Genomic DNA, 21,399 nt, shown 5'->3' with positions numbered 1-21,399 from the left:
TTAGGCTCGTACGCATGCAGAGCCTCGCGTTGATCGAGAACTGGCCGGTACCGACCGCCGCAGCAGCCGTCGTCCGTGCGGACGGCACAGTGCTGGGGACCCGGGGACCCACGGCCCACCGCTTCCCGCTGGCCTCGGTCACCAAGCCGCTCGCGGCCTACGCGGCGCTGGTCGCGTACGAGGAGGGGGCGATCGAGCTGGAGGAGCCGGCGGGCCCCGAGGGCTCGACCGTCCGGCACCTGCTCGCGCACACCAGTGGCCTCGCCTTCGACGAGCACAAGACGACGTCGGAGCCGGGCACCCGGCGGCTGTACTCGAACGCGGGCTTCGAGGTGCTGGGAGACCACATCGCGAAGGCGACGGACATCCCGTTCGGCGAGTACCTGCGCCAGGCCGTGCTCGAACCGCTGGGGATGACGGGGACGGCCCTCGACGGATCGCCCGCCAAGGACGGTGTGTCGACGGTGGACGACCTGGTGCGGTTCGCCGCCGAGGTGCAGGCGCCGCGACTGCTCGACCCGCGGACCGTGGCCGAGGCGATGACCGTGCAGTACCCGGGCACGAAGGGTGTGCTTCCGGGGTACGGGCACCAGAACCCGAACGACTGGGGGCTCGGATTCGAGATCCGGGACCACAAGTCGCCGCACTGGACGGGCAGTTCGTCGTCGCCGCGGACGTTCGGGCACTTCGGGCAGTCGGGCACGTTCCTGTGGGTGGACCCGGATGCCGGGGTGGCCGCTGTGGCGCTGACGGACCGGGCGTTCGGGCCGTGGGCGGCCGAGGTGTGGCCGCCGTTCACCGACGCGGTGCTCGCGGAGGTCTGACCGCGGGGCGGGGCGGCCCGCCGCGAATCAGTCGCCCATCTCCCAGATCAGCAGCTGGGCCTCCGTCGCCGCCAGCACCTCGAGGTCGGTCTCCGCGGTGATACGGGCGGCGTCCCCGTCGGCCAACTCCGTGTCCCCGAGCCGCACTTCGCCCTGCACCACGTGGACGTAGACATGGGGGGCGGCCGGCACCTCTCCGCGCTCGCCCGCCGCCAGGCGCCGGACGTGCAGCATGGCGCCCGCCGCGGGGACGTCGTAGGGGGTGGAGTCCGCGATGCCGTGCACCACCTCGTACGCCGGGTCACCGCCCGGGGCGAGGGGGGCGAGCCACATCTGGACGAAGGTGAGCGGCTCGACGCCGTCGTTGCGTTCGACGTGGCGGACGCCCCCGCCGGAGCTGAGGCGCTGCACATCGCCGGGACGGACCACGGACTCGTGACCGGATGAGTCGCGGTGGGTGAGCTCACCGGTGACGACCCAGGTGACGATCTCCGTGTGGCTGTGGGGGTGTTCGTCGAAGCCGGCGCCCGGCGCGAGGCGTTCCTCGTTGCAGGCGAGGATCGCACCGAAGCGCAGGTTGTCCGGGTCGTAGTGCGGGCCGAAGGAGAACGCGTGGAGGGATTCGATCCCCTCCTCGGGTTCGCCGCCGACATAGCGGTCGCCGGAGCGGCGTACATCAATCACGCGGTACACGGTAGCCCCCGTTTCCGGCCGTTCGACGGGCTCACCTCGGACCCTCCACTCCGCTGAGGCGTCCCGATAAGGCAGTCTTGTCCCCGTGCCCCAATCGGAATCAGAGCAGCCCTCAGCGAACGAACCAGCGGACCGTCGAGGCGGCCCCGCGGAGCCTCACCCGCACTCGGCGACCCTGAAGCGCCTGGAGAAATCGTCCGGGGCACTCGCCGCGCAGGCGATTACGCGCATGGACGAGACGTTGTCCTGGTACCGGGCGATGCCTCCGGAGAACCGGTCCTGGATCGGTCTGGTGGCACAGGCGGGTATCGCCGCGTTCACCGAGTGGTTCCGGCACCCGGACGCCCCGCAGGCCATCTCGACGGATGTGTTCGGCACCGCGCCCCGGGAGCTGACCCGGGCGATCACGCTGCGCCAGACCGTGGAGATGGTACGGACGACGATCGAGGTCATGGAGTCCGCCATCGACGAGGTGGCGGCGCCCGGCGACGAGAGCGTGCTGCGGGAGGCGCTGCTCGTGTACGCACGGGAGATCGCGTTCGCGACCGCCCAGGTGTACGCGCAGGCCGCCGAGGCGCGGGGCGCCTGGGACGCGCGGCTCGAGTCGCTCGTGGTGAACGCCGTCCTGTCCGGGGAGGCCGACGAGGGTGCGGTCAGCCGGGCCGCGGCGCTCGGCTGGAACTCCCCCGAGCACGTGTGCGTGGTGCTCGGCACGGCGCCCGACGGGGACAGCGAGCTGACGGTGGAGGCGATCCGGCGGGCCTCCCGCCACGCCAAGCTGCAGGTCCTGACCGGGGTGCTCGGGAACCGGCTCGTCGTGATCGCGGGCGGCAGCGACAATCCGTTGGCCGTGGCGAAGTCGCTGATCGGCCCGTTCGCGGCGGGCGCCGTGGTCGCCGGGCCCGTGGTGCCCGACCTGTTGGCCGCCACGCGGTCCGCCCAGGCCGCGGCCGCCGGGCTCAAGGCGTGCAGCGCCTGGCAGGACGCTCCGCGTCCCGTTCTGGCGGACGATGTACTTCCGGAGCGCGCGATCGCAGGAGACCCCGCCGCGCGAGAGCAGTTGGTGGAGGAGATCTACAGACCGCTCGAGGAAGCGGGCTCGGCGCTCCTCGAGACGCTCAGCGTCTACCTGGAACAGGCAAGCAGTCTGGAGGGCGCGGCCCGGATGCTCTTCGTGCATCCGAATACCGTCCGCTACCGGCTTCGACGTGTGACCGACGTCACCGGATGGTCGCCTTCGGATGTCCGCTCGGCCTTCACCTTGCGCATCGCTCTCATCCTGGGGCGTCTGGCCGAGGCCGATCCCCAGTCGTAGGCTTTTGTCGGGGGCCTACAATTCCCCCTTCGGTTCTTCGTCCCTGTCCCCACCGGCGGCCCGACCCGTCCCCAAGAGAGAGTGTGAGAGTGCTCGTACTCGTCGCTCCCGGCCAAGGCGCCCAGACGCCCGGCTTCCTGACTCCCTGGCTCGAACTCCCCGGTGCCGCCGACCGCGTTGCCGCGTGGTCCGACGCCATCGGCCTCGACCTTGCCCACTACGGCACGCAGGCCGACGCGGACGCGATCCGTGACACGGCCGTCGCCCAGCCGCTCCTTGTCGCGGCCGGGCTACTCTCGGCCTCCGCGCTCGGCGATGTGGCGCCGGGCGCCGTGGCGGGGCACAGCGTCGGTGAGATCACCGCCGCGGCGTTCGCTGGGGTGCTCGACGAGGCCGCCGCGCTGAAGCTCGTGCGCACGCGTGGTCTGGCCATGGCGGAGGCCGCGGCGATCACGGAGACCGGGATGTCGGCGCTGCTCGGCGGCGACCCCGAGGTCACCGTCCCGCACCTGGAGAAGCTGGGCCTGACTCCGGCGAATGTGAACGGCGCGGGCCAGATCGTGGCCGCCGGCACGCTGGAGGAGCTGGCCACCCTCGAGGCCGACAAGCCCGAGGGGGTGCGCCGCGTGGTGCCGCTGAAGGTGGCGGGCGCGTTCCACACCCGGCACATGGCCCCGGCCGTGACGAAGCTGGAGGAGGCCGCCAAGGAGCTGGCCCCGGCCGACCCCACGGTCACGTATGTCTCGAACAAGGACGGCAAGGCCGTCGCGACCGGCGCCGAGGTGGTCTCCCGCCTGGTCGGCCAGGTCGCGAACCCGGTCCGCTGGGACCTGTGCATGGAGACGTTCCAGGAGCTCGGTGTGACCGCGCTCATCGAGGTGTGCCCGGGCGGCACCCTCACCGGGATCGCCAAGCGCGCGCTCCCCGGCGTCAAGACTCTCGCCCTGAAGACCCCCGACGACCTCGACGCAGCCCGCGCCCTGATCGCCGAAGTAGCCGCAGCAGCCACGGCCTGACAAGGAGATCCGAGCAGCATGTCGAAGATCAAGCCCAGCAAGGGTGCCCCGTACGCGCGCATCCTCGGCGTCGGCGGCTACCGCCCGACGCGGGTCGTGCCGAACGAGGTGATCCTCGAGAAGATCGACTCGTCCGACGAGTGGATCCGCTCGCGCTCCGGCATCTCCACCCGTCACTGGGCCAGTGACGAGGAGACCGTGGCCATGATGTCGGTCGAGGCGTCCGGCAAGGCCATCGCGAACGCCGGCATCCGGCCGGAGCAGATCGGCTCCGTGGTCGTGTCGACCGTCTCGCACTTCGCGCAGACGCCGGCCATCGCGACGGAGATCGCGGACAAGCTCGGCACGGACAAGGCCGCCGCGTTCGACATCTCCGCGGGCTGCGCCGGCTTCGGCTACGGCCTCACGCTCGCCAAGGGCATGATCGTCGAGGGCAGCGCGGAGTACGTGCTGGTCATCGGCGTGGAGCGACTCTCCGACCTGACCGACCTGGAGGACCGCGCGACGGCCTTCCTGTTCGGTGACGGCGCCGGTGCCGTGATCGTCGGCCCGTCCCAGGAGCCCGAGATCGGCCCGACCGTGTGGGGCTCCGAGGGCGACAAGGCCGGCACCATCAAGCAGACCGTGCCGTGGGACACGTACCGCATCGGTGATGTCTCGCAGCTGCCTCTGGACTCCCAGGGCAACGTCAAGTTCCCTGCGATCACGCAGGAGGGCCAGGCGGTCTTCCGCTGGGCCGTGTTCGAGATGGCGAAGGTCGCCCAGCAGGCGCTGGACGCGGCCGGGATCAACCCGGACGACCTGGATGTCTTCATTCCCCACCAGGCCAACGAGCGGATCATCGACTCGATGGTGAAGACTCTGAAACTGCCGGAGCACGTCACGGTCGCCCGTGACATTCGCACCACCGGCAACACGTCGGCCGCCTCGATTCCGCTCGCTATGGAGCGGCTTCTGGCGACCGGCGAGGCGAAGAGCGGCGACACCGCGCTCGTCATCGGCTTCGGGGCGGGTCTCGTGTACGCCGCCACGGTCGTTACCCTCCCCTAGGCATCCTGTGCGGATCTTCGATCCGAACCGGATGCCGCCACACCCTCTGGATACACACCGAAGGAGCGCCACAATGGCCGCCACTCAGGAAGAGATCGTCGCCGGTCTCGCCGAGATCGTGAACGAGATCGCCGGGATCCCCACCGAGGACGTCCAGCTGGACAAGTCCTTCACCGATGACCTGGACGTCGACTCGCTGTCCATGGTCGAGGTCGTCGTCGCCGCCGAAGAGCGCTTCGACGTCAAGATCCCGGACGACGACGTCAAGAACCTCAAGACCGTCGGCGACGCCACGAAGTACATCCTCGACCACCAGAACTGAGCCACAAGCCTCAGTCAGTTGGTCAGTCGCTCCGCCACCCGGCGGTGGCGCCGCTGAATCCCTCGGATCCGTTGGAGAAAGAATTCCTGTGAGCTCGACCAATCGCACCGTGGTCGTCACCGGTATCGGCGCAACCACACCGCTGGGTGGCGACGCGACATCCACCTGGGAGGGCCTCGTCGCCGGACGTTCCGGCGTCAAGCCCCTTGAGCAGGAGTGGGCCGCCGACCAGGCGGTCCGCATCGCGGCGCCGGTCGCCGTTGAGCCGGGCGAGGTCATCCCCCGCCCGCAGGCCCGCAAGCTGGACCGTTCCGCGCAGTTCGCGCTGATCGCCGCCAAGGAAGCCTGGGCCGACGCCGGTTTCACCGACAAGGCGGGCGACGACCCGGCTGTCGACCCCGACCGTCTGGGCGCCGTCATCGCTTCTGGCATCGGCGGCGTGACCACGCTCCTCGACCAGTACGACGTGCTGAAGGAGAAGGGCGTACGCCGCGTCTCCCCGCACACCGTGCCGATGCTGATGCCCAACGGCCCTTCGGCCAACGTGGGCCTGGCCGTGAACGCCCGCGCGGGTGTGCACACGCCGGTCTCCGCCTGCGCCTCCGGCGCCGAGGCCATCGGCTACGGCATCGAGATGATCCGCACCGGCCGCGCCGACGTCGTCGTCTGCGGTGGCACGGAAGCGGCCATCCACCCGCTGCCCATCGCCGCGTTCGGCAACATGATGGCGATGTCCAAGAACAACGACGACCCGCAGGGTGCGTCGCGTCCCTACGACACGGCCCGGGACGGGTTCGTGCTCGGTGAGGGCGCCGGCGTCATCATCCTGGAGTCGGCCGAGCACGCCGCCAAGCGCGGCGCCCGCGTCTACGCGGAGGCGGTCGGCCAGGGTATCTCCGCCGACAGCCACGACATCGTGCAGCCGGAGCCGGGGGGCCGCGGCATCGCGCATGCCCTGCAGAACCTGCTGGACAACACCGACCTGGACCCGGCGGAGATCGTGCACGTCAACGCGCACGCGACGTCGACGCCCGCCGGTGACATCGCCGAGCTGAAGGCGCTGCGCAAGGTCTTCGGTGACGACGCCGACCACTTCGCCGTCTCCGGCACGAAGTCGATGACCGGGCATCTGCTCGGCGGCGCCGGTGGCGTCGAGTCCGTGGCGTCGGTGCTCGCGCTGTACAACCGCATGGCTCCGCCGACCATCAACGTCGAGAACCTCGACCCGGAGGCCGAGGGCACCGCCGACGTCGTCCGTGGCGAGGCGCGCAAGCTGCCCGTCGACGGTCGGATCGCCGCGCTGAACGACTCGTTCGGCTTCGGTGGGCACAACGTGGTGTTGGCCTTCCGCACGGTCTGACGCTCCGCTGAACGTGGGAGTGGGCCTGCCCTGGGGTACCGGGCGGGCCCACTCCGTTTTTCGTGTGCGTATGTGTGTAGCGTGACTGGTGTCTACGGGTGCGGATCCGCTGGGGGTTTGCGCAGTTCCCCGCGCCCCTGAAAAGCAGATCCCCGTGCCCCCCACTGGGCGACCCTCACCTCAGCGCCCACCTCGAGAAAAGGCCGGGATTACACCACCTGGTGGAGCCATCTGACGGGGGCGCCTTCGCCGGCGTAGCGGAAAGGCTCCAGTTCGTCGTCCCAGGGCTTGCCGAGGAGGGTCGCGAGTTCGGCCTCCAGGTCCGTCTCGCCGGCCTTGGAGCGGGTCAGTGCGGCGCGCAGGCGGTCCTCCGGGATGAGGATGTCGCCGTGGATGCCGGTGATGGCGTGGAAGATGCCGAGTTCGGGGGTGGCGCTGTAGCGCTCGCCCTCGGCGGCGGCGCAGGGTTCGGCCGTCACCTCGAAGCGCAGCAGCTGCCAACCGCGCAGCGCGGAGGCCAGCTTGGACGCGATGCCCGCCTCGGCGCGCCAGGAGAACTCTGATCTCCAGGTGCCCGGCGCCGCGGGCTGCCTGATCCAGTCGAGGCTGACGCGCGCGCCGAGTACGCCCGCGACCGCCCATTCGACGTGCGGGCACAGCGCGCGCGGAGCGGAGTGCACGTACAGAACTCCACGTGTCGTCACCGGGACCTCCAGTGTGGGTCGAGGTTCGCCTTCCCCAGCGGCCTCGCGCCCGTGCCGAGCCTTCTTCCCTTGTCGTCCGGAACGAAAAGGTCCAGACAAAAAGGGACACATCTGACGTGTAGTAATTTAGCGGAACCGGTACAGCGGGCCCCCAGTGGGTCGACCGGGGATCCCGGGGCGAGGCTATCGCGCAGCAGCGCAAGGAGTGTGACGTACTGTCGGTCCCGGGGCTCACAAACACCGACCTTTCACCCGGCGGGAGGCAACCCCGCCCCCGCGGGCGACGTCAGACGGGTCGGGCAAGGGCCGGTGAGGGCGAGCGAGAGGGCAGGAGGGCCGATGCGGAAGCGTAGCGACCGTGGCGACCGGCCGTTCGCCGTTCGGGCCGCTGTCGCGGCTGTGACGGCCGCCGTGCTCGGAGCCGGCTCGCTCGTCGCGTGCGACGCCACGGGTGACAACTCCCCCGGTCCCGCCGGTTCCCCGAGCTCCGCGAAGCCGTCGCCGAAGCCCACTCCCACGTGGGACACGAAGCCCCGGTCGGTTGCCGCGGTGGGTGACTCGATCACGCGCGGCTTCGACGCGTGCTCGGTGCTCTCCGACTGCCCCAAGGTGTCGTGGGCGACGGGGACGGACAGGTCGGTCAAGAGCCTCGCCGTGCGGTTGCTCGGTGAGAGCCGCGCCAAGACGCACAGTTGGAACCACGCGCGGACCGGGGCGCGGATGGCCGATCTGCCCGAGCAGATGAGCCTGGCGGCGGCCGAGAAGCCGGAACTCGTGACGGTCATGGCCGGCTCGAACGACGCATGCCGCCCTACGGCCGCCGGAATGACCCCTGTCGCGGACTTCCGGGCCGACTTCGAGGAATCCCTGCGCCAGTTGCGGCGCACGGCGCCCAAGGCGCAGGTGTACGTCCTGAGCGTGCCGGACCTGAAGCGGCTCTGGTCGCAGGGGCGGGCGAATCCGCTGGGCAAGCAGGTGTGGAAGCTCGGCATCTGCGCCTCGATGCTGGCCGATCCGGACGATCTGAACTCCGCGGCCACCGCGCGGCGGGACTCCGTGCAGGCGCGCGTGAAGGCGTACAACGAGGTGCTGCGCGAGGTCTGCGCAAAGGACAAGAAGTGCCGGTACGACGGCGGGGCCGTGTTCGGGTACAAGTTCGGGCAGGCGCAGTTGAGCGAGTGGGACTGGTTCCACCCGAGCGTGAACGGGCAGGCCAGGATCGCCGCGCTCGCGTACCGCGGGGTGACGGCCGAGCAGCCGTAGCAGCCTCCCCAACCAGGGCCTGTCGCGCGGGCGTAGGGTCGCGATCATGAGCAGCGAACTCTTCGGCACCCTGCCCGACCCCGACGGCACGCCCGTCCACCGCTGGACACTGGAGCGGGACGGAGTGCGGGTACGCATCCTGACGTACGGCGGGATCCTGCAGTCGGTGGAGGTGCCCGACCGGGGCGGCGCCGTGGCCGACGTGGTGCTCGGGTTCGCCGATCTGGACGGGTATCTGACGCACCCTGAGCCGTATCTGGGCGCGGTGGTCGGGCGGTACGCGAACCGGATCGCCGGCGGCCGGTTCCCGCTGGACGAGCGGATCTATCACCTCGCGCAGAACAACGGGCCGAATTCGCTGCACGGCGGTGAGCGCGGCTTCGACAAGCGGGTGTGGGACGCGGAGGCTGTCGGGGAGCACGGGGTGCGGCTGAGCCGTGTGTCGCCGCACGGCGAGGAGGGGTTCCCGGGGCGGGTCGAGGTCTCGGTGACGTACAAGTTGGAGGCGGGTGGGGCGCTGCGGATCTCGTACGAGGCCGTCACGGATGCGGCGACGCATGTGAACCTGACCAATCACACGTACTGGAATCTCGGCGGGGCCGCGTCCGGGAGCGCGGGCGGTCATGAGCTGCGGATCGACGGTGGGCGGGTGACGGCCGTCGACGACGGGCTCATTCCGACCGGGGAGCTGGTCGATGTGGGCGGGACGCGGTTCGATTTCCGGGAGAGCCGGAAGGTCGGGGGCGGGTACGACCACAACTATGTGCTCGACAAGGGGGTCGGCGGCGAGGCCGTGGAGGTGGCCGAGTTGTGCGATCCGGCGTCGGGGCGGGTGTTGGTGGTGGGGACGACTGAGCCGGGTGTGCAGTTGTATACGTCGGACGGGTTCGATGCGGCGTTGCCGTTTGCCGCCGGGGACGGGATCGCGTTGGAGACGCAGCACTTTCCGGATTCGCCGAACCGGGTGGAGTTTCCGTCCACCGTGCTGCGGCCGGGGGACGTGTACCGGTCGCAGACGGTGTATCGGTTCGGGAACCGGGGTTGACGACTCGGGGCTCTGCCCCGGACCCCGCTGGCTCTCGTCCGAAGGGCGGGGCTTGAATTGCCCGGACTCACGTCCCGGAGGTGACCGCCCGGACACGAGTGTCGGTCAAGGAGCGGCCTGCCGCCACCTCGTACGGTCCGGGGGCCAAGGACCACGCCCGCGTCGTCTCGTCCCAGGTTTCGAAGGCGCGGCGGGGGAGGTCGATGGTGGCCGAGACCGTCTCGCCGGGGGCCGCGGTGACCGTGGTGAAGGCGGCCAGCCAGCGGGTGGGGCGGGTCTCGTCGCGGTCCACAGGGGACAGGTAGAGCTGGACGACCTCGCGGCCGGGGCGGGAGCCCGTGTTGCGGAGGCGGACCGTCGCCGTGGTGCCGTGGACCTCGAGCGACTCGTACGTCCAGTCGGTGTAGCCGAGGCCGTGACCGAAGGGGTAGGCGGGGACCGCACCCGACTTCTCCCAGGCTCGGTAGCCGATGAAGACGTCCTCGGTGTACGGGAGTTGGCCGTCCACCGGAGTGACCTGGGTGACCGGCGCATCGGCCAGCGAGCCCCACGTGGTGGGGAGGCGGCCGCCCGGTTCCTCGGCTCCGGTGAGTACGTCGGCGAGGGCGGCGCCGCCCTCCTGGCCGGGGAACCACGACAGCAGCACGGCGGCGACGTCCTCGCGCCACGGCATCTCCACCGGGGAACCGGAGTTGACGACCACCACGGTGTTCGGGTTGGCGGCGGCCACCGCGCGTACCAACTCGTCCTGGCGGCCAGGGAGTCGGAGGTCGGCACGGTCGAAGCCCTCGGACTCCACGCGGTCCGTCGTGGCGACCACGACGACGGCGACCTCGGCGTCACGCGCGGCGGCGACGGCCTCGGCGAGCAGGGGGTCGGCGTCCTGGCGCGGGTCGAGGTGCACGAGGCTGAACATCACCGCGGGCAGCGGCATCTCGAGGGACTTGTCGAGGGCGTGGAGGAGGGAGACCTCGACCGGCTGCCCCTGCGTCAGCGTCACCTTGCCGCGTTCCACCGGGGCGCCGATGAACGCCTCGAAGGGGTCGGACTCGGGGCCCATGGCCTGCGCGCCCTCGTACAGGACGGTGCCGTCGACGGTGAGGGTGAAGGCGCCGAGGCCGCGCGTTCCGAAGGCGTGGTCGCCGCTCTCGCGCGGCGTGAAGGTGCCGGTCACCTCAATGCTGTGCAGGGCCTCGTGGGTGACACCGGCAGGCAGGTCGCTGCCGAGCCACTGGACCTGGCCGTTCGGGAGCGTGCCCTCCCCTAGGACGGCGCCTTCGGCGTCGCGGCAGACGGCGCGGAGTGCGAACCCCTTGTCGGCGACGGCGAGTTCGTCGCTCGGGTCGGCGCCGACGCTGTAGGTCAGCGACGGCAGCGCGGCGGTCAAACCGTCGAGCGGCGAGACGATCCGGGACGGGAAGACGGTGGCGGAGCCGCCACCGAGGACGCGGGCGTCGCGCGCGGCGGCCCCGATGAGGGCGACCCGCGCGTCCGAACTCAGCGGCAGCACACCGGAGTTGCGCAGGAGAACGAAGGCGCGGTGGGCGATCTCGCGGGCCAGGGCCTCGCCGTCGACCTCCGCCGGCGGCTCACCGACGACGGGTTCGGCACCTTCGAGGGCGCCGACGCGGGCGGCGAGCCGCAGCACATTGCGTACGGCCCCGTCGACCTCGGACTCGTCGACCTCGCCGGAGCGGACGGCCTCCACGAGCGCCGGGCCGTACACCGTCAGCGGGCCGGGCATCGCGGCGTCCAGGCCGCCCTTGATGTCTCCGACGGTGGAGCGGGCGGCCATCCAGTCGGAGACGTTGAAGCCGTCGAAGCCCCACTCGCCGCGCAGGATCTCGTTGACGAGGTGGCGGTGTTCGGTCATCGAGGTGCCGTTGACCGCGTTGTAGGCGGTCATGACGCCCCACGGGTGGGCGTTCTTGACGATGGCCTCGAAGGGGGCCAAGTACAGCTCGCGCAGGGCCCGTTCGGAGACCACGTTGTTCACCGTAAAGCGGTCCGTCTCGGCGTCGTTCGCCACGTAGTGCTTCATGGTCGTGCCGACGCCGCCGGACTGCACGCCCTGGACGTAGCCGGTGCCCATGAGCCCGGCGAGGTACGGGTCCTCGCTGTACGTCTCGAAGTGGCGGCCGCCGAGCGGGGAGCGGTGCAGGTTCACGGTCGGGGCGAGCAGCACGTGGACGCCCTTGCGGCGGGCCTCCTGGGCGAGCAACACCCCTGCCCGGCGGGCCAGTTCGGGGTCCCAGGTGGCGCCGAGCGCGGTCGGTGACGGCAGCGCGATCGACGGGTCGTCGGCGCTCCAGCGCACTCCGCGCACGCCGATGGGGCCGTCGGACATGACGAGGGACTTCAGTCCGATGTCGGGGACCGCGGGCAGCGACCACATGTCCTGGCCGCCGAGCAGCCGGGCCTTGGTGTCCAGATCGAGCTTGCCGAGCGCGGCCTCGACCGCCGCCTCGCGGGCCCGGTCGGCCCGCCCCTTACCGTCGTCCGCCTGCTGCGCCATGCCGGCACCTCCTCGTCGAAGTCTGGGCAGCTCCATCCTGCACCCGTCACTTGTGGAACGGTAGGTTTCGTTATCTTGCCGTTATGTACGGGACGGGGTACGTCACGGCCGTGACGTACCGTGACCGCATGAGCAGCGCCAGGACCGCCAGGAGCCAGGAACGCCGGGCCGAGATCTTGCGGGCCGCGCTCGACGTCATCGCCGAGCGCGGTTACCGGGGCGCGAGCCTGGCGGCGGTGGCCGAGCGCGTGGGGCTGACCCAGCAGGGGCTGCTGCACCACTTCCCCACCAAGGAGGCGCTGCTCGTCGCCGTCCTCGAGGAGCGCGACCAGTGGGACTCGGTGCCCAGCAGCCAGTGGCGGCTCGATCTGCTCGGCACGCTGGTCGAGTACAACGCGATGCGGCCCGCGATCGTGCAGACCTTCTCGGCGCTGCTCGGCGAGTCGGTGACCGAGGGGCACCCGGCGCGGGAGTTCTTCACGCAGCGCTACGCCGACGTACGGGGGGCCATGGCCGAGGTGCTGCGCGCCGAGTACGGGGAGCGGCTGCCGGGCGGGCTCACGCCCGAGCGGGCCGCGCCGCTGCTCGTCGCGGTGCTGGACGGCCTGCAGTACCAGTGGCTGCTCGACCCGGAGGCCGTGGACATGCCCGGCGCGGTGCGCGACTTCCTGGAACTGCTCGCCGTGGAGAGCTAGTCGGAGCCGGTGAGGGCTGGCTGGTGGGAGCTAGTTGGTCCAGCCCTGGCCGTGCTGCGGCCCCGACCACTGCGCGTTCTGGCCCTGACCCTGGCCCTGGCCGTGCGCTCCCGGCCACTGCGCGCCCTGGCCCTGGGCTTGCCCCTGCCCCTGGCCATAAGCGGCCGGCCACTGCGCCTCGGGGCCCGGGGTCTGCGCGTGCGCCGGCTCCGGGGCGCCCGATTCACCCTCCAGTTCGCGGACCATCAGCGTCGCGCCGGCCACCGCACCGGGCATCAGGAACACCGCGACGAACGGGACCAGGAACGCGAGGGCCAACGGCGTACCGAAGCCCCAGGCCAGACCCCGCCGCGAGCGCAACACGGCGAGGCGCTCACGGACTTCGCGGTTGCGGCGCTGCCACGCCACCGACGTCAGCTCCTCCGTGAGGAAGTAGCCGGTGACGAAGAAGCCGATGACCGGGATCACGGTCTGGCCGACGAACGGGATGAACCCGAGCGCGAAGAGGAGGATCCCCCAGAGCACGGCGCGCATGAGCAGCCGCAGGCTGTCGCGGGCCGAGATCCACAGTTCACGCATGAGCGAGAGGCCGGACTCCGGGGCGTGGCCACCGCTCTCGGCCCGGTCGACCTCCTCGGACAGCGACTCGTAGAAGGGCTGGCCGATCAGCAGGGTCACCGCGGTGAAGGTGAGCACCGCGAGGAGCAGGGCGAGGGCGAAGAGGACCGCCGTGAGGAAGCCGCGGAACACGCCCTGCCACGGGGAGGTCCAGTCGTCGGCGAACGGGGTGGACCAGGAGATGAAGTCGCCGCCCCAGACGCCGAGGCAGACCAGCGCCGCCGCGTACAGGACGAGGGTGATCAGCCCCGGCAGCAGGCCCCAGCCGTACTGCTTTCCGTGCTGGGCAACCCAACGCTGCCCCTTCATCAAATAGCCGAAGCCCGCCCCGAGATCACGCATGGCGCAAACCTTACGGGACGGGCCCGGCCCACAGAAAAGACCGGCCGATCAGGCTCAGACGGTGAGCGTGACCGTGATGTTGCCGCGGGTCGCCTTGGAGTACGGGCAGACCTGGTGGGCCTTCTCGATCAGGGACTTGGCGGTGGCCGCGTCCACGTTCGGGATCGCCGCGGCGATCTCGACGATGATGCCGAAGCCGTCGTCGTTCTTGCCGATGCCGACGTTGGCCGTGACGGTCGAGCCGGACACGTCCGCGCCCTCCTGGCGGGCGACGACGGCGAGCGCGCCCTGGAAGCAGGCGCTGTAGCCGGCCGCGAAGAGCTGCTCGGGGTTGGTGCCCTCACCGGAGCCGCCCTGCTCCTTGGGCGGGTTGACGACGAGGTCGAGCTTGCCGTCGCTGGTGGAGACGCGGCCGTCGCGGCCGTTCTCCGCGGTGGCGGTGGCGGTGTAGACGACGTCGGACTGCGTGATGGCCATGGTCGTACTCCCTGGTTCCAGAATGCGGAAAGTTTCATCCGTTAGATGGAAGCAGCGTATCGAATGCGCGGAGGAACGAAAGTGGCCCCCGTCACAGAGGACGAGGGCCACTCGGCAAGAACGCGGAACGTCAGAGCTTGACGACCATCTTGCCCGTGTTGTCGCCGCGCAGTACCCCGAGGAACGCCTCCAGGTTGTTCTCGATGCCCTCGACGAACGTCTCGCGGTACTTCAGCTCGCCGGAGCGGACCCACGCGCCGACCTCCTGCACGAACTGCGGCTGCAGGTCGTAGTGGTCACCGACGAGGAAGCCCTCGATGCGGCCGCGGGTCTGGATGAGGCGGGAGAGGTTGCGCGGGCCGGGAGCCGGCTCGGTGGCGTTGTAGACGGAGATCGCGCCGCAGATGGCGATGCGACCGTCGCGGTTCAGGCGCGCGATGGCGGCCTCGAGGTGGTCACCGCCGACGTTGTCGAAGTAGACGTCGACACCGTCGGGAGCGGCCTCCTTCAGGAGGGTGTGCACGTCGCCCGTCTTGTAGTTGAAGGCGGCGTCGAAGCCGTACTCCTCGATGAGCAGCTTGACCTTCTCGTCCGAGCCGGCCGAGCCGATGACCCGCGAGGCGCCCTTGAGCTTGGCGATCTGACCGACCTGGCCGCCGACCGCACCGGCCGCGCCGGAGACGAAGACGCTGTCGCCCTCCTTGAAGTCCAGCGTGCGCAGCAGGCCCGCGTAGGCGGTGAGGCCCGTCATGCCGAGGACACCGAGGTACGTGGACAGGGGCGCGGCGTCCGGGTCGACCTTCACGGCTTGCTTCGCGTCGAACGTCGCGTACTCGCGCCAGCCGAAGAAGTGCAGCACGTGGTCGCCGACGGACACGCCCTCGTCGTTCGAGGCCAGCACGACGCCGACGGCGCCGCCCTGCATGGCCTTGCCCAGCTCGTACGGGGCCACGTACGACTTCGCGGCGCTCATCCGGCCGCGCATGTACGGGTCCACCGAGACGTACAGGTTCTTGACCAGGACCTGGCCGGGGCCCGGCTCGGCCACCGGGGCCTCGCGCAGCTCGAAGTCCTCGGGCTTCGGCCAGCCGACAGGACGGCTGGTCAGGACCCACTCGCGGCCGGTGGCGGGGATCTGGGGGGTGTCGGCGGTCATGCGCTGATCCTTTGTCGAGGGGGCGGAAGCACGTGGGCCGAAGCATGCAAAAAATACTTCAGTACCTGAAACAACAATGCTCCTGAATATTTCATGATGTCAAGCAACTGGGTACGCTGGTGCGTATGGCCGCAACGAGTTCCCCCCGCACGGACCCCCTCACGCTCGAGGTCGTCGAGCTGATCGGGGAGATTGTCGCGCGCTACCACCAGGAGTACGAGGAGGCCGCCTCGCGGCACGGGCTCACCGGGGCGCAGGCGCGGGTGCTCGGGCTGCTGTCCCTCGGACCGCTGCCGATGCGGCAGGTGGCGCAGCGGCTGAAGTGCGAGCCGTCGAACGTGACGGGGATCGTGGACCGGCTGGAGGCCCGCGATCTCGTGGAGCGGCAGCCCTCGCCGGGCGACCGCCGGGTGAAGGTGGCCGCCGCCACCGCGGAGGGGCGGCGGATCGCGCGGGCCCTGCGTGAGTCGCTCGACTTCGCGCGGGAGCCGCTGGCCGGACTGTCGCAGGAGGAGCGGGTGGCGTTCCGGGACATGTTGCGGCGGATGCTCGGGACGGACGTCGGGGCGGTCTGAGCCCACCGGCACCACACACCGTCCGGCTCTACGTACACCACCACAGGAAGCGCTCGCACGACTCCGAAGGGCTCGGCTCCGCCGTGGCCGTGGCGGAGGCCGAACGGGAGGGTGAGGGCGTCGGGCGGGAGCTCGCGGAGGTGCGGGGTTCGGACGTGGTCGGGGCGGGGCGCGACGCCCGGTGGGTCGCATCGGCGTCCACAGGGCCCGAGGTCCGGGTGCGCTCCGGCGGCGCCGAGGCGGGGGCCGACGACGTACGGGAGGCGCGGGACGCGGGTGGGGTGGTGCGCCCGGCCGTGGCGGACGGAGACGTCGCGTCGGTGTCCTTCGTAGGGGCTGCGGACGTGTCCGGTGCCGCCTGAGTGGTGGCGCCGTCGCCGGAGGGCTCCCCGCCGAGTTCGACGACGCCGAATCCGGTGCCGCCCACGGCGAGCGCGAGGCCCGCGGCGGCGAGGAGGGTGCGGCCGCGCCGCCGGGAGCGCGACAGGCGGTGGGAGCGGATCCGGGCGGGTATCCCCTCGTGCGCGTCTTCCCCTTCAACTGCCGCTTCCTGTGCGGCGATTGACTCTCCGTAGGCGCGCACGGCCTCTTCCGGGGTGCCGCACCCCGGGCAGGCCAGGGCCCCGTTGAGATGTCTGCGGCACGGATGGCAGTAGTCGTCCATGAGCAATGGAGGCTAGGCGCGGGGCCCGTGAGAGAAAAAGCCTGTCCTGTGAAACTTCTGCACGGAACGCGACGCCGATCGACCGGCCACTGATCACTCGCAGACCGGTCCAGACCCATTGACAGCCCCCTGAGGCCGACTTACTGTCTCGCCAGCATTTCGAACGTGTGACGAAATTTCGAACAGCACAGGGGGCAACTGCCTTGCGGATCACGGGAATCAGCACGCACGTGGTCGGGACTCCGTGGCGGAACCTGACCTACGTACAGGTGCACACCGACGAAGGACTCACCGGTGTCGGCGAGACCCGGATGCTGGGCCACACCGACGCACTCGTCGGCTACTTGCACGAGGCCCAGGCCAACCACATTGTCGGCTCCGATCCGTTCGCCGTCGAGGACCTCGTACGGAGGATGAAGTACGGCGACTACGGCCGGGCCGGCGAGATCGTCATGTCCGGCATCGCCGTGATCGAGATGGCCTGCTGGGACATCAAGGGCAAGGCCCTAGGCGTGCCGGTGTGGCAGCTGCTCGGCGGCAAGGTGACCGACAAGGTCAAGGCGTACGCGAACGGCTGGTACACCACCGAGCGCACGCCGGAGGCCTACCACAAGGCCGCGCAGACGGTCATGGAGCGCGGGTACAAAGCGCTGAAGATCGACCCGTTCGGCACCGGGCACTTCGAGCTCGACCACGAACAGTCCCTGTACGCCGTCTCGTTGATCGAGGCCGTGCGCGACGCCATCGGTCCCGAGGCCGAGCTGATGCTGGAGATGCACGGGCGGTTCTCCCCCGCCACGGCGATCCGGCTCGCCCGCGACCTGGCTCCGTTCAACCCGGCGTGGCTGGAGGAGCCGGTGCCGCCGGAGAACCTCAAGGCGCTGGAGAAGGTGGCCGCGAAGGTGGAGATGCCGGTGGCGACCGGTGAGCGGATCCACGACCGGATCGAGTTCCGGGAGCTCTTCGAGAGCCAGGCCGTCGACATTCTGCAGCCGGACGTCGGCCACATCGGCGGCATCTGGGAGACGCGGAAGCTGGCCGCCACCGCGGAGACGCACTACATGCTGGTCGCTCCGCACAATGTGGGCGGGCCTGTACTGACTGCCGCTTCTCTTCAGGTGGGTTTCTCCACTCCCAACTTCAAGATTCTCGAGCACTTCAACGACTTCGCGGACGCCGAGATCAAGAAGGTCGTGAAGGGCGCGCCGAAGGTCGTCGACGGCTACTTCGAGCTGTCCCACGAGCCGGGTCTCGGCGTCGAGCTCGATGTCGACGCGGCGGCCGAATTCCCGCAGCAGCAGGCCCGGTTCGACCTGTGGGCCGAGGGCTGGGAGAAGCGCGACCCGAAGGCGGCGTCGTGAGCTCCGCCGTCGTCGTCGAGGCGCCGGGCAAGCACCGGGTCGTGCCGCACGAGCCCGCGGCGCCCGGCCCCGGCGAGGCGCGGGTGCGGGTGCACGCCGTCGGGATCTGCGGCAGCGACCGCGAGGTGTACCAGGGCAACAGGCCCGAGGGGTACGTGCGTTACCCGCTGACGCCGGGGCACGAGTGGTCCGGCGTGGTCGACGCGGTGGGCGACGGGGTGCCGGGGTCCCTGGCCGGGCGGAAGGTCGTCGGCGAGGGGTTCCGCAACTGCCAGGTGTGCGCGCGGTGCCATGCCGGTGAGACGACGCTGTGCACCGACGGGTACGAGGAGACCGGGTTCACCCAACCGGGCGCCATGGCAACGACGTTGACGCTTCCCGCGCGGCTGCTGCATGTGCTGCCCGACGACGCCGATCTCACCGCCGCGGCGCTGCTCGAACCCGCCGCATGCATCGCCGCCGCCGCGATCAAGGCGGAGGCGAGGCCCGGGGAGCGGGTCGGGGTGGTCGGGACCGGGACGCTCGGGATGTTCGCCGTGCAGTTCCTCGCGGCGGCCTCGCCGGCGGAGCTGGTGGTGGTCGGGACGCGGGGCGAACGGGAGGCTCTGGCAAGGAAGTTCGGCGGCACCGATTTCCGGCTGCGTACGGATGTGCTGCCGGACGATCTCGACGTGGTCATCGAGACTGCCGGGTCCGCCTCGGCCGCGCGTACGGCCGCGTCGTTGCTGCGGCGGGGCGGGCGGCTCGTGCTCACCGGGATTCCGGCGGCCGGGGCGGCGCAGGGGCTTGATCCGACGGATCTTGTGGTGCGGCAGTTGGAGGTGCGGACCGTGTTCGGGGCTGCGGCGGATGCGTGGGGGCATGCGGTGCGGATGTTCGGGGCGGGGTTGCTCGATCCGTTGCCGCTGGTGACGCATCAGGTGCCGTTGGAGCGGTTTGCCGAGGCGATCGAGTGGGTCGGGGCGGGGGACCCTACGGTCGGCAAGGTGTTGTTGCGGCCCTAGCCGTGGGCGGCTGCGCCTGCGGCGGGCCTTCTTCCCCAATCCCACCCCTTCCCGAAACGGCGCTCCGCGCCCCGTGGTTGAGGTCTCGGGGCTCCGCCCCGGACCCCGCGCCTCAAACGCCGGCGGGGCTGGAGACGACCAAACCTCGTCCGAAATGTCGAACGACTCGTACTCGTAAAGGAACACCGTGACCGACACACCCCGCCGACCCGGCGAACCCGCTCTCTCCGATCTCGGGCTCAGCGGCCCCGATCACCAGCTCGCCGACGCCTCGGCCCACACCTTCCCCGACGGTGGTACCTGGCGTACCGAGATTCCGTCGGTCGAAGGGCCGGAGGCCGTCGCCACCGTGCTCAAGGAGTCCTCGCGGCTCGACGTGCCCATTCACCGGATCAGCCAGGGCAGCGGCATCTGGATGCTGCGGGACACCGAGATCCAGGAGATGGTCGAGGCGACCGCCGAAAGGGACATCGAGCTCTGCCTGTTCACCGGGCCGCGCGGCACCTGGGACACCGGCGCCTCCGTGCGGACCGACTCGGGCGGCGCGGGGTTGCGCGCCCGTGGGCACGACGCCGTCGCCGGATGCGTCGAGGACGCCGTGCGGGCAACGGAGTTGGGCGTGAAGTGCCTGCTCGTCGCCGACGAAGGCGTGCTGTGGACGCTGCACCGGGCGCGTAGCCAGGGGATCATCCCCGCCGACACCACGCTCAAGGTGTCCGCGCTCGTCGGGCCCGTGAACCCGGCCGCGTACGCCGTGTACGAGCGGCTCGGGGCCGACTCGTTGAATGTGCCGAGTGATCTGACGCTCGCGCATCTCACCGAGATTCGGCGGGTCTCCGGCGCGCCCATGGACATGTACGTCGAGGCGCCCGACGACCTCGGCGGCTACGTCCGGATGTACGAGATCGCCGAACTGGTGCGCCGCGGCGCCCCGTTGTACCTGAAGTTCGGTCTCGCCAAGGCGCCGGCCATCTATCCGTACGGCGCTCAGCTGCGCGACGTCACCCTGGACACCGCCCGCGAGCGGGTGCGCCGGGGCCGGCTCGCGCTCGACCTGCTGGAGCGGCACGGGGCCGCCGGCGGGATGTCGCCGCTGGGCTCGCGGCTGCCGGGAGCGCTGAGCCGGTTCGACACGGGCCAATAACTTTCCGGGCACGGAACTTCCCAGAACTGGACAGGGCCGCGCAGAATCCAACGCATCTGCACTCGTTCAACCCGCGCTCCGCGCAAGGGACTTCGCACCGCCCGCATTTGTGCACTCACACATCAAGGATGATGACCATGCGAAACCGTCGAGCCGTTCTCACCGCGATAGCCGCCTCAGCCTCCCTCGCGCTCACCCTGTCCGCGTGCGGCCAGAGCGGAGAAGGCGGAAGCAAGGACGAGAAGAAGAGCGCGAAGGGCTCCACCGTCGGCATCGCGATGCCGACCAAGTCCTCCGAGCGGTGGATCGCCGACGGCAACAACGTGGTCAAGTCGCTGAAGGCGAAGGGCTACAAGACCAAGCTGGCGTTCGGTGAGGACGACCCCGACCAGCAGGTCTCGCAGATCGAGAACATGATCACCCAGGGCGTCTCGGCGCTGATCGTCGCCTCCATCGACAACAAGTCGCTGACCAACGTGCTGCAGGAGGCGAAGGACGCGAACATTCCGGTGATCGCGTACGACCGCCTGATCCTGGACTCGAAGAACGTCGACTACTACGCGACGTTCGACAACGAGAAGGTCGGCCAGCTTCAGGCCGGCGCCATCGTCAAGAAGCTGGGCCTCGACAGCGGCAAGAAGGGCCCGTTCAACCTGGAGCTGTTCGCCGGTTCCAACGACGACAACAACACCAAGTACTTCTTCAACGGCGCGATGTCGGTGCTCAAGCCGTACATCGACAAGAAGCAGCTGGTCGTCAAGTCGGGGCAGACCAAGCTCAACCAGGTCACGACGCTGCGCTGGGACGGCGCCACCGCGCAGAAGCGCATGGACGACATCCTCACCTCCACGTACAAGAGCGAGAAGGTCGACGCGGTGCTCTCGCCGTACGACGGCATCTCCATCGGCATCCTGTCGGCGCTGAAGTCCGACGACTACGGCACGAAGGCGAAGCCGTTGCCGGTGGTCTCCGGGCAGGACGCCGAGGTCGCCTCCGTGAAGTCGATCATCGCGGGCCAGCAGTTCTCGACCGTCTACAAGGACACCCGCAAGCTCGCCGAGGTCTCGGTGGACATGGTCGACGACGTGCTCAACGACAAGAAGCCGAAGGTCAACGACACCAAGACGTACGACAACGGCGCCAAGGTCGTCCCCTCGTACCTGCTGACCCCGGTCAGCGTCGACAAGACCAACTACCAGAAGACGCTGATCGACAGCGGTTACTACACCAAGTCCGACCTGGGCCTGAAGTAGACC

21 protein-coding genes are annotated in these 21,399 nt (G+C 70.2%); 14 read left to right on the top strand and 7 right to left on the bottom strand.

Translation table 11 applies throughout. The features are described from left to right. The first annotated feature begins 14 nt into the window (after window positions 1–14). Window positions 15–824, top strand: a complete 810-nt coding sequence (locus OG746_RS29040) for a serine hydrolase domain-containing protein (RefSeq protein ID WP_266720010.1) — start codon at window positions 15–17, stop codon at window positions 822–824. A gap of 27 nt (window positions 825–851) precedes the next feature. Here the strand turns inward: OG746_RS29040 and OG746_RS29035 are convergent, their stop codons facing one another. Next, window positions 852–1,517, bottom strand: coding sequence for a pirin family protein (locus OG746_RS29035; RefSeq protein WP_266720009.1), 666 nt, complete (start codon window positions 1,515–1,517; stop codon window positions 852–854). Window positions 1,518–1,602: 85 nt separating this feature from the next. On the opposite strand from OG746_RS29035, the gene OG746_RS29030 reads away from it, so the two are divergent. The 5 genes from OG746_RS29030 to OG746_RS29010 all read left to right on the top strand — a co-directional run bounded on the left by OG746_RS29030 (window position 1,603) and on the right by OG746_RS29010 (window position 6,580). Then, window positions 1,603–2,832 (top strand): PucR family transcriptional regulator, encoded by a 1,230-nt coding sequence (locus tag OG746_RS29030; RefSeq protein WP_443063078.1) that lies wholly within the window; start codon window positions 1,603–1,605, stop codon window positions 2,830–2,832. Window positions 2,833–2,921: 89 nt separating this feature from the next. Continuing rightward, the gene (locus tag OG746_RS29025) at window positions 2,922–3,848 is read left to right on the top strand and encodes an ACP S-malonyltransferase (RefSeq protein ID WP_266720007.1); all 927 of its coding nucleotides are present in this window, start codon (window positions 2,922–2,924) and stop codon (window positions 3,846–3,848) included. 18 nt (window positions 3,849–3,866) lie between these two features. After that, a complete protein-coding gene (locus OG746_RS29020) occupies window positions 3,867–4,898 on the top strand; it encodes a ketoacyl-ACP synthase III (protein WP_266720005.1) in 1,032 nt (343 codons plus the stop codon). 73 nt (window positions 4,899–4,971) lie between these two features. Beyond that, complete coding sequence (locus OG746_RS29015) at window positions 4,972–5,220, top strand: acyl carrier protein (RefSeq protein ID WP_266720003.1); 249 nt, start codon at window positions 4,972–4,974, stop codon at window positions 5,218–5,220. Between the two features lie 88 nt (window positions 5,221–5,308). Then, complete coding sequence (locus OG746_RS29010) at window positions 5,309–6,580, top strand: beta-ketoacyl-[acyl-carrier-protein] synthase family protein (RefSeq protein WP_266720001.1); 1,272 nt, start codon at window positions 5,309–5,311, stop codon at window positions 6,578–6,580. Between the two features lie 209 nt (window positions 6,581–6,789). Here the strand turns inward: OG746_RS29010 and OG746_RS29005 are convergent, their stop codons facing one another. Further along, window positions 6,790–7,284, bottom strand: a complete 495-nt coding sequence (locus OG746_RS29005; RefSeq protein WP_266719999.1) for a DUF3145 domain-containing protein — start codon at window positions 7,282–7,284, stop codon at window positions 6,790–6,792. Window positions 7,285–7,623: 339 nt separating this feature from the next. On the opposite strand from OG746_RS29005, the gene OG746_RS29000 reads away from it, so the two are divergent. Together OG746_RS29000 and OG746_RS28995 are read left to right on the top strand one after the other, a co-directional pair. Continuing rightward, window positions 7,624–8,547 (top strand): SGNH/GDSL hydrolase family protein, encoded by a 924-nt coding sequence (locus OG746_RS29000; RefSeq protein WP_266719997.1) that lies wholly within the window; start codon window positions 7,624–7,626, stop codon window positions 8,545–8,547. Between the two features lie 46 nt (window positions 8,548–8,593). Further along, window positions 8,594–9,592: an aldose epimerase family protein gene (locus OG746_RS28995; protein WP_266719995.1), complete on the top strand. Its 999-nt coding sequence runs from the start codon at window positions 8,594–8,596 to the stop codon at window positions 9,590–9,592. A 67-nt stretch (window positions 9,593–9,659) separates the two neighbouring features. Here the strand turns inward: OG746_RS28995 and OG746_RS28990 are convergent, their stop codons facing one another. Then, window positions 9,660–12,107: a beta-glucosidase family protein gene (locus OG746_RS28990; RefSeq protein WP_266719993.1), complete on the bottom strand. Its 2,448-nt coding sequence runs from the start codon at window positions 12,105–12,107 to the stop codon at window positions 9,660–9,662. 128 nt (window positions 12,108–12,235) lie between these two features. Between OG746_RS28990 and OG746_RS28985 the strand changes: the two genes are divergently transcribed. Next, window positions 12,236–12,802, top strand: a complete 567-nt coding sequence (locus tag OG746_RS28985) for a TetR/AcrR family transcriptional regulator (protein WP_524540487.1) — start codon at window positions 12,236–12,238, stop codon at window positions 12,800–12,802. Between the two features lie 30 nt (window positions 12,803–12,832). On the opposite strand, the gene OG746_RS28980 is transcribed toward OG746_RS28985, so the two are convergent. The 3 genes from OG746_RS28980 to OG746_RS28970 all read right to left on the bottom strand — a co-directional run bounded on the left by OG746_RS28980 (window position 12,833) and on the right by OG746_RS28970 (window position 15,395). Next, window positions 12,833–13,762, bottom strand: coding sequence for an EI24 domain-containing protein (locus tag OG746_RS28980; protein ID WP_266719991.1), 930 nt, complete (start codon window positions 13,760–13,762; stop codon window positions 12,833–12,835). 54 nt (window positions 13,763–13,816) lie between these two features. After that, window positions 13,817–14,239: an organic hydroperoxide resistance protein gene (locus tag OG746_RS28975; protein ID WP_266719989.1), complete on the bottom strand. Its 423-nt coding sequence runs from the start codon at window positions 14,237–14,239 to the stop codon at window positions 13,817–13,819. Between the two features lie 130 nt (window positions 14,240–14,369). After that, on the bottom strand, window positions 14,370–15,395 hold the full coding sequence (locus tag OG746_RS28970; RefSeq protein WP_266719987.1) for an NADP-dependent oxidoreductase: 1,026 nt from the start codon (window positions 15,393–15,395) through the stop codon (window positions 14,370–14,372). Between the two features lie 125 nt (window positions 15,396–15,520). Between OG746_RS28970 and OG746_RS28965 the strand changes: the two genes are divergently transcribed. Continuing rightward, on the top strand, window positions 15,521–15,970 hold the full coding sequence (locus OG746_RS28965; RefSeq protein WP_266719985.1) for a MarR family winged helix-turn-helix transcriptional regulator: 450 nt from the start codon (window positions 15,521–15,523) through the stop codon (window positions 15,968–15,970). Between the two features lie 28 nt (window positions 15,971–15,998). Here OG746_RS28965 and OG746_RS28960 read toward each other — a convergent pair whose 3' ends face one another. Next, a complete protein-coding gene (locus OG746_RS28960) occupies window positions 15,999–16,634 on the bottom strand; it encodes an SCO2400 family protein (RefSeq protein WP_266719983.1) in 636 nt (211 codons plus the stop codon). A 203-nt stretch (window positions 16,635–16,837) separates the two neighbouring features. Between OG746_RS28960 and OG746_RS28955 the strand changes: the two genes are divergently transcribed. From OG746_RS28955 to chvE, 4 genes are all read left to right on the top strand, one after another. Continuing rightward, window positions 16,838–17,995 (top strand): mandelate racemase/muconate lactonizing enzyme family protein, encoded by a 1,158-nt coding sequence (locus OG746_RS28955; RefSeq protein WP_266719981.1) that lies wholly within the window; start codon window positions 16,838–16,840, stop codon window positions 17,993–17,995. Then, window positions 17,992–18,999, top strand: coding sequence for a zinc-dependent alcohol dehydrogenase (locus OG746_RS28950; RefSeq protein WP_266719979.1), 1,008 nt, complete (start codon window positions 17,992–17,994; stop codon window positions 18,997–18,999). The genes OG746_RS28955 and OG746_RS28950 overlap by 4 nt, the downstream gene beginning before the upstream one ends. Window positions 19,000–19,186: 187 nt before the next feature. Then, window positions 19,187–20,143, top strand: coding sequence for a hypothetical protein (locus tag OG746_RS28945; protein WP_266719977.1), 957 nt, complete (start codon window positions 19,187–19,189; stop codon window positions 20,141–20,143). 137 nt (window positions 20,144–20,280) lie between these two features. Then, window positions 20,281–21,396 carry a multiple monosaccharide ABC transporter substrate-binding protein gene (gene chvE, locus OG746_RS28940; protein WP_524540486.1) on the top strand — a complete coding sequence of 372 codons (1,116 nt, stop codon included), beginning with the start codon at window positions 20,281–20,283 and terminating at the stop codon, window positions 21,394–21,396. Window positions 21,397–21,399 lie beyond the last annotated feature (3 nt).

This window comes from Streptomyces sp. NBC_01016, from assembly GCF_026341035.1.
In the GTDB taxonomy this organism is placed as follows: domain Bacteria; phylum Actinomycetota; class Actinomycetes; order Streptomycetales; family Streptomycetaceae; genus Streptomyces.
The sequence above is the reverse complement of the archived record's forward strand: the minus strand, read 5'-3'. Positions and strand labels throughout refer to the sequence as shown.

What these genes read in the sequence shown, in the direction of transcription:
- OG746_RS29040 (WP_266720010.1), top strand. Translation starts at nt 15, where the DNA reads ATGCAGAGCCTCGCGTTGATCGAGAACTGGCCGGTACCGACCGCCGCA.
- OG746_RS29020 (WP_266720005.1), top strand. Translation starts at nt 3,867, where the DNA reads ATGTCGAAGATCAAGCCCAGCAAGGGTGCCCCGTACGCGCGCATCCTC.
- OG746_RS29015 (WP_266720003.1), top strand. Translation starts at nt 4,972, where the DNA reads ATGGCCGCCACTCAGGAAGAGATCGTCGCCGGTCTCGCCGAGATCGTG.
- OG746_RS29000 (WP_266719997.1), top strand. Translation starts at nt 7,624, where the DNA reads ATGCGGAAGCGTAGCGACCGTGGCGACCGGCCGTTCGCCGTTCGGGCC.
- OG746_RS28995 (WP_266719995.1), top strand. Translation starts at nt 8,594, where the DNA reads ATGAGCAGCGAACTCTTCGGCACCCTGCCCGACCCCGACGGCACGCCC.
- OG746_RS28990 (WP_266719993.1), bottom strand. Translation starts at nt 12,107, where the DNA reads ATGGCGCAGCAGGCGGACGACGGTAAGGGGCGGGCCGACCGGGCCCGC.
- OG746_RS28985 (WP_524540487.1), top strand. Translation starts at nt 12,236, where the DNA reads ATGAGCAGCGCCAGGACCGCCAGGAGCCAGGAACGCCGGGCCGAGATC.
- OG746_RS28980 (WP_266719991.1), bottom strand. Translation starts at nt 13,762, where the DNA reads ATGCGTGATCTCGGGGCGGGCTTCGGCTATTTGATGAAGGGGCAGCGT.
- OG746_RS28975 (WP_266719989.1), bottom strand. Translation starts at nt 14,239, where the DNA reads ATGGCCATCACGCAGTCCGACGTCGTCTACACCGCCACCGCCACCGCG.
- OG746_RS28970 (WP_266719987.1), bottom strand. Translation starts at nt 15,395, where the DNA reads ATGACCGCCGACACCCCCCAGATCCCCGCCACCGGCCGCGAGTGGGTC.
- OG746_RS28965 (WP_266719985.1), top strand. Translation starts at nt 15,521, where the DNA reads ATGGCCGCAACGAGTTCCCCCCGCACGGACCCCCTCACGCTCGAGGTC.
- OG746_RS28960 (WP_266719983.1), bottom strand. Translation starts at nt 16,634, where the DNA reads ATGGACGACTACTGCCATCCGTGCCGCAGACATCTCAACGGGGCCCTG.
- chvE (WP_524540486.1), top strand. Translation starts at nt 20,281, where the DNA reads ATGCGAAACCGTCGAGCCGTTCTCACCGCGATAGCCGCCTCAGCCTCC.